The 13,499-nt window shown below is 56.4% G+C and carries 11 protein-coding genes; 9 read left to right on the top strand and 2 right to left on the bottom strand.

The genetic code is table 11. The features are described from left to right. The first annotated feature begins 37 nt into the window (after nt 1-37). Entirely contained in the window at nt 38-1,573 is a 1,536-nt protein-coding gene (locus tag E1297_RS40425) for an alkaline phosphatase family protein (protein WP_155148362.1), read from the top strand. A 9-nt stretch (nt 1,574-1,582) separates the two neighbouring features. On the opposite strand, the gene E1297_RS40420 is transcribed toward E1297_RS40425, so the two are convergent. Both E1297_RS40420 and E1297_RS40415 read right to left on the bottom strand, forming a co-directional pair. Continuing rightward, nucleotides 1,583-2,836: an SLC13 family permease gene (locus E1297_RS40420; protein ID WP_155148360.1), complete on the bottom strand. Its 1,254-nt coding sequence runs from the start codon at nt 2,834-2,836 to the stop codon at nt 1,583-1,585. Between the two features lie 28 nt (nt 2,837-2,864). Then, nucleotides 2,865-4,133 (bottom strand): MFS transporter, encoded by a 1,269-nt coding sequence (locus tag E1297_RS40415; RefSeq protein WP_155148358.1) that lies wholly within the window; start codon nt 4,131-4,133, stop codon nt 2,865-2,867. A 477-nt stretch (nt 4,134-4,610) separates the two neighbouring features. Between E1297_RS40415 and aspT the strand changes: the two genes are divergently transcribed. The 8 genes from aspT to E1297_RS40375 all read left to right on the top strand — a co-directional run bounded on the left by aspT (nt 4,611) and on the right by E1297_RS40375 (nt 13,433). After that, complete coding sequence (gene aspT, locus E1297_RS40410) at nt 4,611-6,296, top strand: aspartate-alanine antiporter (protein ID WP_155148356.1); 1,686 nt, start codon at nt 4,611-4,613, stop codon at nt 6,294-6,296. Nucleotides 6,297-6,314: 18 nt separating this feature from the next. Beyond that, nucleotides 6,315-7,931: a bifunctional aspartate transaminase/aspartate 4-decarboxylase gene (locus tag E1297_RS40405; protein WP_155148354.1), complete on the top strand. Its 1,617-nt coding sequence runs from the start codon at nt 6,315-6,317 to the stop codon at nt 7,929-7,931. 116 nt (nt 7,932-8,047) lie between these two features. Beyond that, nucleotides 8,048-9,028, top strand: a complete 981-nt coding sequence (gene bioB, locus E1297_RS40400; protein ID WP_155148352.1) for a biotin synthase BioB — start codon at nt 8,048-8,050, stop codon at nt 9,026-9,028. Further along, nucleotides 9,025-10,152, top strand: coding sequence for an 8-amino-7-oxononanoate synthase (locus tag E1297_RS40395; RefSeq protein ID WP_155148350.1), 1,128 nt, complete (start codon nt 9,025-9,027; stop codon nt 10,150-10,152). Before bioB ends, E1297_RS40395 begins: the two co-directional genes overlap by 4 nt. Then, nucleotides 10,149-10,769: a dethiobiotin synthase gene (bioD, locus tag E1297_RS40390; RefSeq protein WP_155148347.1), complete on the top strand. Its 621-nt coding sequence runs from the start codon at nt 10,149-10,151 to the stop codon at nt 10,767-10,769. The genes E1297_RS40395 and bioD overlap by 4 nt, the downstream gene beginning before the upstream one ends. Next, nucleotides 10,766-12,052 (top strand): adenosylmethionine--8-amino-7-oxononanoate transaminase, encoded by a 1,287-nt coding sequence (bioA, locus tag E1297_RS40385; RefSeq protein ID WP_209016292.1) that lies wholly within the window; start codon nt 10,766-10,768, stop codon nt 12,050-12,052. The genes bioD and bioA overlap by 4 nt, the downstream gene beginning before the upstream one ends. Further along, the gene (locus E1297_RS40380; RefSeq protein ID WP_155148346.1) at nt 12,049-12,669 is read left to right on the top strand and encodes a pimeloyl-ACP methyl esterase BioG family protein; all 621 of its coding nucleotides are present in this window, start codon (nt 12,049-12,051) and stop codon (nt 12,667-12,669) included. Before bioA ends, E1297_RS40380 begins: the two co-directional genes overlap by 4 nt. Further along, nucleotides 12,666-13,433, top strand: coding sequence for a methyltransferase domain-containing protein (locus E1297_RS40375; RefSeq protein ID WP_155148344.1), 768 nt, complete (start codon nt 12,666-12,668; stop codon nt 13,431-13,433). Before E1297_RS40380 ends, E1297_RS40375 begins: the two co-directional genes overlap by 4 nt. Nucleotides 13,434-13,499 lie beyond the last annotated feature (66 nt).

Raw genomic sequence — 13,499 nt, 5'->3', positions numbered from 1 at the left:
GCCTCAGAATCGCGGGCTTTGAATCGAGGATGTCATCATGCGGCAAGCCGGAAATGTCCTGTTCATCATCATCGACCAGCTTCGGGCAGATTGTCTGACGGGGGCGCTGGCGGATCATGTCGATTTGCCAAACATACGGGCCTTCATGGATGAGGCGGTTACGTTCAACCGGCATTTTTCGGTCACCAACCCTTGCGGCCCCTCACGCGCATCCCTGTTGACAGGGCAATACGCGATGAACCACCGGTCTGTTCGCAACGGTACGCCGCTGCGCCACGACATACCCAACATCGCCACTGAAATGCGCAAAGCGGGATATCTGCCGATGTTGTTCGGCTATACCGACACATCCGCAGATCCGCGTGCCTTTGATGCGAATGACCCGGTACTGAAGACATACGAAAATCCCATGAACGGGTTCCACGAAGTGGTCGAGATGCGAATGGAAGAATCCTATCCATGGCAGTCGCATCTGATGCAAAAAGGGTATGAGTTTGAGAACTACTGGGATGTCTACAAGCCGGTTTCACCGAACGGGGGTGAGCCTAAGCTGAACGACCCGGCCCTCTACCGCGCCGAGGATAGTGATACCGCCTTTTTGACGGATGCATTTTTGAACGGGATTGCGGCCTATCACAAACAGAACTGGTTCGCCCATCTGACCTATATTCGCCCACACCCGCCGTTGGTAGCGCCGGCGCCTTACAATGACATGTATGATCCTGCCTCCATTCCGATGCCGGCGGGTCTGGCCTCGCCCGAGGATGAGGTCAGGGTCCATCCGTTCTTTGGGCCAACACTGGATACCTATACTGCGCGAGAATTTGTGCACGGCTTTGATGAGGTTGAGCCAACGGACGAAAATATACAGACGCTGCGGGCAATTTATCTGGGGCTGGCGACTGAGGTGGATCATCACATCGGCCGTGTTGTCCAATATCTCAAAGATAGCGGGCAATATGACGATACGCTGCTGGTGGTTACCGCAGACCATGGTGAGATGCTGGGTGATCGCCACTCATGGGGTAAGATGTCGGTTTATGACGCGGCCTATCATACGCCGCTGATAATTCGGATGCCGGGGAACCAAAGCCAGGCGGGCGCGGTGATCGATGCTCCGACAGAATCCATCGACATCACGCCTACAATTCTGGATTGGGTTGGGCAGGATATTCCGAATTCGATGGATGGCCGGTCTCTGTTGCCGCTGGTCCGGGGTGAGACGCCGGAAGACTGGCGCAATTATTCCTTCAGCGAACTGGATTTTTCCGAGCCTGAGGCCGCAACAAAATGGCAGAAGATACTGGGTACCGGAAACAGTGACTCGTGTCTTGGGATCCTGCGCGATGACCGGTTTACCCTGGTGGAATTTGCAGCCGACTTGCCTCCGATGCTGTTTGACCATCAGGGGCAGGGAGAGCTGGAAAACGTTGCTGATAAGCCTGAATTTGCCGCGGAGCTTGCGCGGCTTGGTCGCCAGATGTTGCGCCACAGGATGCGCAATATGGATCACACTCTTTCGCTATACTCGCTGACCTCTGAAGGCGCGAAATCACAGCGCAGGTATGGCTAGCTGATATTGTCAGAAGGTTTTGCCTGAAAGATGTGCCTCTAACAGCAGAATCCATCCGATTGTCACGCCTGTCGACACGATGCCGATGGGCAGGACATCCTTCATGAACTGGGTGAATGTCACCTCGGTGGCACCCATTCGATCTGCCATCTGAAGCACGATGACATTGCTGGCTGCGCTGATGATGAACACGTTGCCCGCCAATGTTGATACACCGGCCAACATCATCAGGTTGGGTACTTCAAAGGACGGCAACAACTTCAGATACATGTCCACCAAGGGTACATTCGAAAAGATCTGACTGCCGAAAAAACTGATGCCGGCCGTCACCAACGGCTCGTTCATATGTTCGCGCTCTTCACCCAGAATGGATTGCAGTGACCCGGAATCGAGCAGCGCGCCGGTTACAATGAACATTGAGACAAAGAACACAAGCGTCGGCCAGTCCAGACGAACAAAAGTCCTCATGCGTGCGCCATCAAACAAATATACGGGTAGGCAGGCGATTGCGGCGGCAACGCCCAGAGGATAACCAAAATCCGATCCTGTCGCTGCCAGAATGCTCTCGACAGTGACCAGAACAACCAAAACAGCAATGGCCAGAAGGACAGGCCATTGCGTGCCTTCGGTGGTGTCTGTCATGTCGGTAGACCCGCCCTCTGGTGTTGTCACCACCATTCGCTTGGAAAGCCACAGCGCGCTGCCGCCAAGACAGATAAGGGTTGGAACGATCAGCCAGTGAACAAAGGTCACCATGGGTGCTGGCACTTCGCCACTGGCGGCGATCAGCAGGTTTTGCGGATTGCCAATCGGCGTTGTCATGCTGCCGATGGTAACTGCCACACAAAGGGCGATCAGAAAGGTGCGCTGATCTGCGCCTGTCTGATGTGCCAGCATCAATGCGATCGGAGTTCCGATAATTGCGGCGGCATCGTTCGTCAGTATGGCTGCAACAAGTGCAAACAACATCATGAACGCGACCAGAGAAACACCAGGGGTGCGCCAGCCCACCATCCAGCCCGCGATGCGGTGCGAGATGCCGTTTTCATACAATGCGCGACCTATGGAAAAGACCGAAAAGAGGTACAGCATGACGTTCCAGTCAATCGCGTCCAGTGCTGTTTTGGGTGTTATGGTTCCCGTTGCTATCAGAACAAACGCGCCTGCCGTCATCACGTGCCAGATTTTCAGAAATGAGGGCAGCCATTCGCGTATCGCGATAAGCGTGAAGACGGCAATCGAAACCGCAAGGCTGAATGACACGAGGTTCTCTCCGGCTTGTTGTTGAAGGTTACGGGGTCTCCGGGCTTTCGCCGCTGTTCTGATCGTGACGCGCGTGTTGGGCGGTCTCGGGCATTAGGGTTGCAAAGATCAGGGCGCCCAGCAGTGAAACGCCTGCCAGGAAATAAAAGGCGGTATCGTAACCGCTTAGCTGTACAATTTCTTCGGCGATCAGGTTGCTTGCTGATGCACCGACACCGACCAACGCCGCCAGCGCACCCTGCGCCACGTTAAAGCGACCAGTTCCTTTAGTCACATCCGACACGATCAGCAGAAACAGCACTGCAAAGATACCGTTTGCTACCCCGTCTAGAGATTGGATTGCCACCAGCGCCACCGAGTTATCTGTCAACGTATAGAGCACAGCGCGAACTGGCAGGATCGAAAACGCGAGCAGGAACAGGGGTTTGCGCCCCCAGCTATCAGCGGTGCGACCGCATAGGACCGCCATCCCGATCATGATGAACTGGGCAGAGATAATACAGGCCGACGTAAAGGCGATCCCTGATTTGGTGTCGCCGCCGCTGGCCACCTTTTGACTGACCAGGGGCAGCATGCTGGCATTTGCGCAATGAAACAGGACAATGGATGCGCCGAAAATGATCAGTCGTTTGTCGCTGAGGATCGTGGCAAATCCGCTGGGCTTTTCTTGACCGGTACTATCCTCCGCCACGCCACCGCGCGCTGCTTCGTGATTGATCTGCGATGGCTTGATCAAAAGTGTGCAGCCGATCATGCCCACGCACATAACCGAGATCAGTACGAACACCCCGTCAACAAAACCTGCCAATGCGAGACCGGCGGCAATTCCCGCGGCAGCGACATTGCCGGCGTGGTTCCACGCCTGATTGGCACTTGTTTGCCGCGTAAAGGCTTCTCGACCAACCACACCCAGTGTAATCGCGGCAATCAACGGCCCGAGGAAGGCCAACGCCACACCCATCGTGGTCTGGGCGCCGTAAATGGCATATTTCTGGTCAGAGATGACTAGGGTAAGTGCGGCCACCCCGACGGCCGTAACACATGCGATCATCAAGCCACGTTTCGCATCGGTCCAGTCGATTAGCGCACCGGCCGGGGTCTGTGCCAGAACGGTTACGATGGACCCAAGTGCAAGTGCAAAGCCGATGCTTTGCGGCGACCAGTGCAACTGCGCCAGCAGATAAATTGCCAGATACGGCCCAAACCCTGCGGTGACGTCGCCTGCAAAGAAGTTTATACCCAGCAGGGGCCGGTTTAGTGCCTTGGTTCCTTGCTTTGCCGTGTCGCCGTCTATCAAAAACTATCGCGCAAAACGAACGCCTCCTGCCCGGTGCGTCAGCCAACCGCGCAAGATACTCTGCGCGTGTCAGCGTGTGTCCATACTGTGGCTTACTTTCGGAAACCAAACAACCCAGGCGGGATTTGGGTGCCTTGCGCTTATCGAGATGGGGTTGAATACGCCCGTCTGATGATCCTGCTGTGATCTTGATCGCCAGACATAACAATGTGGGTTAGGGCTTTGCTTTTGCTCGACACTGTTCGCTAACACAATCTACGCCTCCGGGTCCCGGCAGCATGATGCCGTAAACTTTCTGATATTCGGATAATTCTAGACAAACCCGATACTTAGGGTATCGTGACCTCAAAGATTTCCTGTTCTGATTGAATTGGGCCGGACGGGCGGCTCGGAATTCCAGAGAACGGTACGGTGTTTCTGGTGTTCTGCCTGCCCACAAGTTCGGTGCGTTCCGAGCCTGAATGTGGGAGGTGGGCAATGATTGATTGGTTTGTGAATATTCTGCGAACCTATCCTGAACTGGCGGTGTTTCTGGCTATCGGTATTGGGTTTCTGGTGGGGCCATGGAAGTTCATGGGATTCAGCCTGGGGTCGGTCACCGGTACGCTGCTGGCGGCGGTTGTGATAGGTCAGGCACATATTGATATCGATTCAGCCGTCAAATCGACCTTCTTTATTATGTTCATCTTTGCCGTCGGCTATGGTGTTGGTCCGCAATTCATGCGCGGCCTCAAGGTTGATGGCGCGCGAGAGGTATTCTTTGCGCTCAGTGTTCTGGCCTTGTGTCTGATCGTCCCGCTCATATCGGCCAAGGTTGCCGGGCTGGAACTCGGTTATGCTGCGGGTTTCTATGCCGGATCTCAGACTATCTCTGCTGCCATTGGTGTGGCGACTGATCAGATCAATCAACTGGGGCTACCCGCGGATGAAGCGCAGAAGTATGCGAACCAAATTCCTGTCGCGTATGCGGTGACCTATATATACGGAACAATCGGTTCGGCGATTATCCTTGCCAAAATCGGGCCGCGGCTGATCGGGGTCGATCTGGTGGCAGCCTGCAAAGAGTATGAGGCCAAGCTTGGCGGTGCATCCGCAGTCGAGACTGGCGACGGGATCGTCTCAGCCTATCGCGCGATTGAAGCGCGCGCCTTTGAAATTCCGGACGGCAGCGATCTGCTTGGAAAGCCGGTCAAGGACCTGCTGCCGGGTGTTCGGATATACGCCGAACGTCTGCGCCGGGATGGCAAGATTATCGAGGTTGACGCCGACACTGTATTGCAGGCCGGTGATGTCGTGATGTTTTCGGGCCGTCGCGGTGATCTGGTTGGATTGCTGGAAACGAGCCTGAAAGAGGCGGATGCGCCTGAATTGCTGAGCATTCCGTCGGAAAAATTGGATGTCCTGATTACAAACAAGGACCTGCACGGTAAAACGCTAGGAGAGTTGGGCAAGCTGCCGGTCGCGCGTGGGGTCTATGTCTCAAAACTGTCGCGCAACATGCTGGAATTGCCTCTCTTGCCCGGCACCGAGGTGCACCGCGGCGATATCCTGACGATCCTTGGCAGCAAGCGACATGTCGAAGCGGCGATTGCCGAGATCGGCTATGCGGATCGTCCTGTCGACACAACTGATCTGGCGTTTGTCGGATGGGGTATTTTCATCGGTGGGCTGATTGGCACGCTGGCGATCATGATGGGCGGTTTCCCCATCAGCCTGTCGACAACCGGTGGCGCGCTATTGGCGGGTCTGGTGCTGGGCTGGCTGCGCACGGTGCATCCGACCTTTGGCCGTATTCCTGCGCCTTCCCTGTGGTTGATGAACACTCTCGGGCTGAACGTCTTTATTGCTGTTGTCGGTATATCGGCAGGGCCGGGGTTCGTGGCCGGTTTGCAGCAGGCGGGTATCGCGCTGTTACTTTGGGGGATCGTAGCGACTTCGCTGCCAATGATCTTTTCGGTCTATGTCGGGCATTACGTGTTCAAGTTTCACCCGGCCATTCTGTTTGGTGCCTGTGCAGGTGCAAGGACGACAACAGCCGCGCTGGGTATGATTCAGGAGGCCGCGCAGAGCCGCATTCCTGCCCTTGGTTACGGAATGCCCTATGCCATCGGCAACACGCTGCTGACCATCTTTGGTATGGTCGTTGTTTTGATATTGAGCTGATTTGGAGAGGTTTGACCAATGGACAGATTAAAGCTGCACGACTACGAAGCGCTTAGCCCGTTTCAGATCAAAGATGAACTGATCCAACTGGCTTCGGCCGAAGCGAGAAAGTCCAACAGCGCTTTCCTGAACGCAGGTCGCGGCAACCCGAACTGGGTGGCGACCCGTCCGCGCGAGGCCTTTTTTGCGCTGGGGCAATTCGCGGTTACTGAATCCAAACGTGTCATGAACCATCCTGCTGGAATTGGCGGTATGCCAGCAATGGCCGGTTGTCACGATCGGCTGCAGAAATGGGCCAGCGCCAATGCAGCTATGCCGGGCACTGACACATTGCTTGAAGTGGTCGCCCATGCGATCTCGGCCTTTGATTTTGATCCCGATGAGTTCGTGCACGAGCTGACGGATTCGATCATCGGCGACAACTATCCCGTGCCGGACCGTATTCTGAAGCACAACGCCGTCATCGCACATGAATACCTGATGTGGGCCATGTGTTCAGGTCGCCGACCAGACATGCAGTTCGATCTGTTTGCGGTCGAAGGCGGCACAGCCGCTATGTGCTATATCTTCAAGACGCTAAAAGCCAACCGGTTGTTGAACCCCGGAGATACCATTGCGCTTTGCACGCCGATCTTCACGCCCTATCTCGAAATGCCCGAGCTTGAGGATTACAGCCTTGAGTCCGTACATGTCGAAACGGATGAGGAAGATGGTTTTCAGCTGACTGATGCGGCGGTTGAAAAGCTCAAGGATCCCAAGGTCAAAGCGTTCTTTCTGGTCAATCCCGGCAATCCGTCCTCGGTCGCATTGAATAAACCTTCGCTGGAAAAGCTTGCCGATCTTGTCGAAAATCACCGGCCTGATCTGATCGTTCTGACAGATGATGTGTACGGCACCTTCGTGCATGATTTTACATCCGTCATGGGGTATGTGCCCCGCAACACCATCGGAGTGTATTCCTATTCCAAGTACTTTGGCTGCACCGGTTGGCGGCTTGGGGTCATCGCCGTCGCACAAGATAACATCTTTGACCTCAAGCTGGCTGATCACCCCGAGGATATCAAACAGAAGCTGGATAAGCGCTATGGCACACTCAGTCTGACACCGCGCGACATTAGGTTCATCGACAGGTTGGTTGCCGACAGCCGGGATGTCGCCTTGAACCATACTGCGGGTCTGTCCCTGCCGCAGCAGATGATGATGACGCTGTTCTCGCTGTGCGAGTTGGTGGATACCAAGAAAGCCTATCAGACTGCCTGTATGGAACTGGTACATCGCCGGTTCAAAATGCTGACCGAGGCGATGGGGATCGAGGTGGATGCAGGCGAAAACTACGACGCCTATTACGGCATTATCGATTTCGAGTTCTGGTTGCGCAAATATGTTGGTGAGGATGTCGTCGACTGGATCAAGCAGAACGTTCATCCGCTGGATATCGCGTTCAAGCTGGCCGAAGACTATGGCATCGTTCTGTTGAACGGCAGCGGCTTTGACGCGCCTGGCTGGTCTGCGCGGGTGTCGTTCGCCAATCTTCCGGACGAGGCCTATTCCCAGATCGGGCGCGCGGTCCGTTCGGTCGCACGGGGATATGTAGAAGCTTATCGCGCTTCGCAGGGTAAACCTCTGCACGGCTAACTGGCCCTCGATAAGTCACAGGCAGAACCCTGCCTGTGACATCGAAGTTGTTGCGTTTTTCGACTTTATTGATAAACCCGAGTGAATCTGAATCATCGGGAAAAATTATCTATAAAATGTCGGCTACATCGAACACCTGGACGCGCGAAACTGCGCAGGCAATTCACGACCTGCCGCTGATGGATCTTCTTTACCGGGCTCAAACCGTTCATCGCGAGAACTTTGATCCCAACAAGGTACAGATGTCCCGATTGCTCTCAATCAAGACAGGGGGTTGCGCTGAGGATTGTGCTTATTGTTCGCAATCTGCCCGCAACGGCTCCAAGCTCAGCGCGTCAAAGCTGATCGAGGTCGAACGTGTTCTGAGCGAGGCGCGCAAAGCCGCCGCTTCGGGGTCGACCCGGTTCTGTATGGGTGCTGCCTGGCGCGAGCCCAAGGCCCGCGACATGGATGCGCTGGTTGCCATGATCGAAGGCGTCAAGGCAATGGGCATGGAAACCTGCATGACGCTGGGGATGCTGGATGACAATCAGGTGGTTCAGTTGCGGGATGCCGGGCTCGACTACTACAACCACAATATCGATACTTCGGAACGGTATTACCCCGAGGTGATCACCACCCGTACTTTCGCCGACCGGATCGATACGCTGAACCGCGTTCGCGAGGCAGGCATGAAGGTCTGTTCGGGCGGTATTCTGGGCATGGGTGAAAACGGCGAAGACCGGATCGACATGCTGGTGACCCTGGCTAATCTGCCCGAAGCGCCGGACTCGGTTCCGATCAACATGCTGATGCCACAGGCAGACACCCCGCTAGCTGATGCCAAGCCTATTGAGCCCATTGAGTTCGTTCGCATCATCGCGCTGGCCCGGATCATGATGCCAAAGTCTCATGTACGTCTGTCCGCTGGCCGCAGCGACATGAGCGACGAGATGCAGGCGATGTGTTTCTTTGCCGGCGCAAACTCGATCTTTGCAGGCGATACGCTGCTGACAGCTGAGAACCCCGAAGAAAGCAGCGATGCGCTGCTGTTCGCCAAATTGGGTATTCAGCCTATGGAACCTGAATCCGAAGCGTGCCTGAAGGCTGCCGAATGACAGCCACCGCAAGGCTGGACCGGGCGTTGGATGTGCTGAAAACACGCCATCGCCTGCGTCAGCTTGCACCCCGTCATGGGCTGGATTTCGCGTCAAACGACTATCTAGGCCTCGCGGGGTCGGATCTGATGCGTCAAGCCGCGCAGGACGCGCTGGCTCGGAACGTCCCATTGGGTTCGGGTGGCTCGCGACTATTGCGTGGCAACCATCCCGAGCATGAGCGGTTGGAGGCCGAAGCAGCGGCGTTCTTTGGTGCCGAAGCAGCACTGTTCATGGGCGGTGGCTTTCAGGCCAACCAAGCGATCTTCTCAACACTTCCCGCTGCGGGCGATTTGATCCTGCATGATGAGCTGGTCCATGCCAGCGCGCATGAAGGGATGCGTCTTGGGCGAGCGCAAACTCTCGCTTTTCCACATAACGACGTTAGCGCGGCGCGTCAGGTTCTGGCGGACTGGCAGGCCAGCAATAACGGTCAGGTCTGGATTGCCGTGGAAAGCGTGTATTCCATGGAAGGTGACCTTGCATCTCTGACTGAACTGGCGGCTTTTGCCCGTTCTGAAAACGCTGTGCTGGTCGTGGACGAGGCCCACGCAACAGGTGTTTTTGGGGCTCAGGGGCAAGGGTTGGCCCATGGGTTGGATGCCGAGGTTCTGACCTTGCATACATGTGGAAAAGGATTGGGTGTCAGCGGTGGTTTGATCTGTGGTCCAAAGCCCATGATTGATACCCTGATCAACCGGGCACGTCCGTTCATATTCGCCACTGCCCCGTCCCCGTTTGATGCGGCCCTGGTTCGCGCTGCGATCAAAGCACTGCAGGAAAGCCATGCGCTGACAATTCACGCCCGGGATCTGATGGCCCATGCGCATTCCGAGGCGCAGCGCCTAGGAGGACTGGGTGGTTTTCATAGCCAGATTATGCCCGTGATTATTGGTGCCGATGAACCAACCATGAGGCGTGCCGAACAATTGCAGGAGCTTGGTTTTGACGTAAGAGGCATCCGCCCGCCAACCGTCCCGCGAGGCACATCGCGCCTGCGCGTGTCGATCACGGGCAATGTAACAAACGACGACATTACGGCCCTGTTTCAGGCCATCGCCAACCAGCAAACGGATACCCAATGACCGCGCTGATCGTGACCGGAACCGATACCGGAATAGGCAAGACAATCTTCTCAGCCGGGCTGACCGCAGCTCTGGGTGCGCACTATTGGAAACCGGTTCAATCCGGTCTGGAGGACGCAACCGACAGCCAGATCGTGGCAGAGTTGTCCGGTCAGCCGGTGCTGCCGGAAACCTACCTGTTGGATATGCCGGCCTCGCCCCATCTGTCGGCCGAGGATATGGGTGTCGAGATCGATCTGGATCGACTGGCGTTGCCTGAGGTTGATGGCCCTTTGGTAGTCGAAGGGGCAGGGGGGATCATGGTGCCGCTCACCCGACAGGCCTATTATCTTGACCTTTTTGCCAGATGGAAGGCTCCGGTGATCCTTGTGGCGCGTACCGCGCTGGGGACAATCAACCACACGACCCTGTCACTGATGGCATTACGCAATGCTGGTTGTCCGGTTGTCGGTGTAGCCTTTGTCGGCGCGGCTGAACCCGATGTGGAAGAGACCATCATCCAGATGTCCGATGTTCCACATCTGGGGCGTCTGAGTATGATCGACAACCTGAACAGCGAAACCCTCATGCAGGCGTTTCAGGCTATCGACATGGACAAAATCCGGAGTGCCCTGTGACACCGTTGGAGTTTGACGCAAGCCATTTGTGGCATCCCTACACGAACGTGGCCGATCCCGGCCTGATGCATCTGATCGATCGGACCGAAGGTGTTTACCTGTTCCGCGAAGATGGTACGAAAATGATCGATGCCATGTCATCATGGTGGTGCACGATCCACGGTCATCGTCATCCGGCCATCGTGTCAGCGATGCAGCAACAGCTGGAGCAGATGCCCCATGTCATGTTCGGCGGGCTTACCCACAATCCGGCGATCGAGCTTGGTCAAAAGATGGTGTCGATGCTGCCCGAAGGTCTGGACCGCATTTTCTACTGCGACAGTGGCTCGGTCTCGGTCGAAGTCGCGATGAAAATGGCTGTGCAATACCAAATGGCTCATGGGCGGGCCGGTAAAGTCGAATTTGCCACCATCCGCGGCGGCTATCATGGCGATACGTGGAAGGCGATGAGCGTTTGTGACCCGGTCAACGGGATGCATGGCCTGTTCCGGGGCGCTTTGTCGATCCAGCACTTCCTGCCGCGTCCTCAGGTTCGGCTGGGTGATGACTGGATTGATGATGGTGTTCAGAACGGATTGGCCGCGCTTGAGCAGTTATTGAAGGAAAAGGGCGATCAGATCGCGGCGCTTATCCTTGAGCCCATCGTGCAGGGCGCCGGTGGTATGTATTTCTATCACCCCGATTGGCTGCGTGGGGCGAAATCACTGTGCGACGCGCATGATGTTCTGATCATCTTCGATGAGATCGCCACTGGCTTTGGTCGAACAGGGCGCCTGTTCGCCATTGATCATGCGGGGATCACGCCGGATATCATCTGTTTGGGTAAGGCGCTGACTGGCGGCCACATCTCCTTTGCCGCGACGGTCACCAGCAGGAAAGTGGCCTACGGCATTGGCGACAGCGAGGCAGGTGTGTTCATGCACGGCCCGACCTATATGGCGAACCCGTTGGCCTGCGCCGCGGGCATCGCAAGCCTTGGCCTGCTAGAAAATGGCGATTGGCAAGTACGTGTTGCTGAGATCGAGGCTCAAATGACCACTGAGCTTGCGCCAGCCCGGGATTTGCCCGGCGTTGCAGATGTTCGGGTGCTCGGCGCGATTGGCGTGATTGAGATGAACGATACCGTTGATCCCCGCATCGCCCATCAGCGTGCACCGGAAACCGGTGTCTGGCTTCGACCCTTTGCGCGCAATATCTATTGCATGCCGCCCTACATTATCTCTCCGGATGACCTGAGCCGTGTCACGACAGCGATGATCGACCTCGCAAGGGGGGATGCATGAGACGACACTGGCTGGCGCGCGAAGGCGGGTCTGAACTGACCCTTGTGTTTGGCGGGTGGGCCCTTGGGCCTGCGCCGTTCGCCTTGCTCAGCGGGTCAGGGGACGTGCTGGTCGTAGATGACTTTCGCGACCTTGCGGATGAGTTGTCTGAAACCAGCAGCTACGATCAGGTGCGACTGCTGGCCTATTCTTTTGGCGTTGCATCCGCTGCACATTGGCTGGCGTCTGTGCCCCTGAAACCTTCGCAACTGGTGGCGGTGAACGGGACGCTGTTTCCGGCTGATGTCGAACGGGGCATTTCCCCTGAAACTGTTGAGGCAACGGCTGACGGATTGACCAGCGCCAGCTTTGCCCGGTTTTGCCGTCGTGCTGGTTTGAACGGTACGCCCCCGGCATTGGATATTGCTGCCGCTCAGGATGAACTTAGGGTAATCGACCAACGTGGTAAGGCACCTGACACACAATTCGACCGTATCTGGATCGCCAAGCGAGACAGGATTATCCCCACCAAATCGCAGGAAACGGCGTGGCACGCGCAGGCAGAACGGGTTCGGTTGATTGATGCCTCTCATCAGCCTTTTCTTGCTGGCCAAAGCTGGAAGGAGTGGTTCGCATGAATGCCATGACCTCCGCGCGCGTGCAGCGCAGCTTTAGCCGCAGTTTCCAGAGCTATCATGATTCAGCAGGTCAGCAGGCTCGGATCGCGCAGCAACTGGCGCAACGCCTGTCCGATCTGGGTGCACCCAATTCATACAGCTCTGTTTTCGAGATCGGGTGCGGGACCGGGCATCTTACCGAAGCGCTGCATCAGCGTTTCAGTCTGGAAAACGTCATCCTGAACGACTTGATGCCCGAAGCCAGCGAAACAGCCCATCTATGGGGTGCTGAGTTTCGATCCGGGGACATTCGCAATGTAGCCTGGCCGGTGCAGCAGGATTTGATTGTATCGACATCGACGATTCAATGGCTGGATACACCGCAGGATGTGGTGGCCAACGCTGCCCGGTCTCTCGCACCCGGGGGTTGGCTGGCGATTTCAGGATTTGGGCAGGATCAGTATGCTGAGCTTGTGCATCTTGGCTCGGGCTCGAGGGCTCCGGGTCTGTGTGGACCCGATGTTCTGGCTCAGGCTTTAAAGGCTGCCGGAGACGAGATGGAAATCGTGGACCTTTGGCAAGAACGTCGCAAGTTGTGGTTCGACACCCCTCAGCATGTACTCCGCCATTTGCGGAAAACGGGTGTGAATGGCCGCGCGGCCCAAGTTTGGACGCGTTCCACGCTGGCCGCGTTCTGTGAGGACTACAATCGAGCGTTCGCCACGCCGCAGGGCGTATCGCTGACCTATCACCCGGTCTGGGTGATCGCGCGCAAAAGACCCTAGGGGCCAACAGGTCGCATCCGTTCCCTCTACACCTGCATCAGATCTGATGTTACGCATATGTCCCGG

Source organism: Roseibium sp. RKSG952, from assembly GCF_009711355.1.
This window is presented reverse-complemented; position numbering and strand designations above follow the sequence as displayed.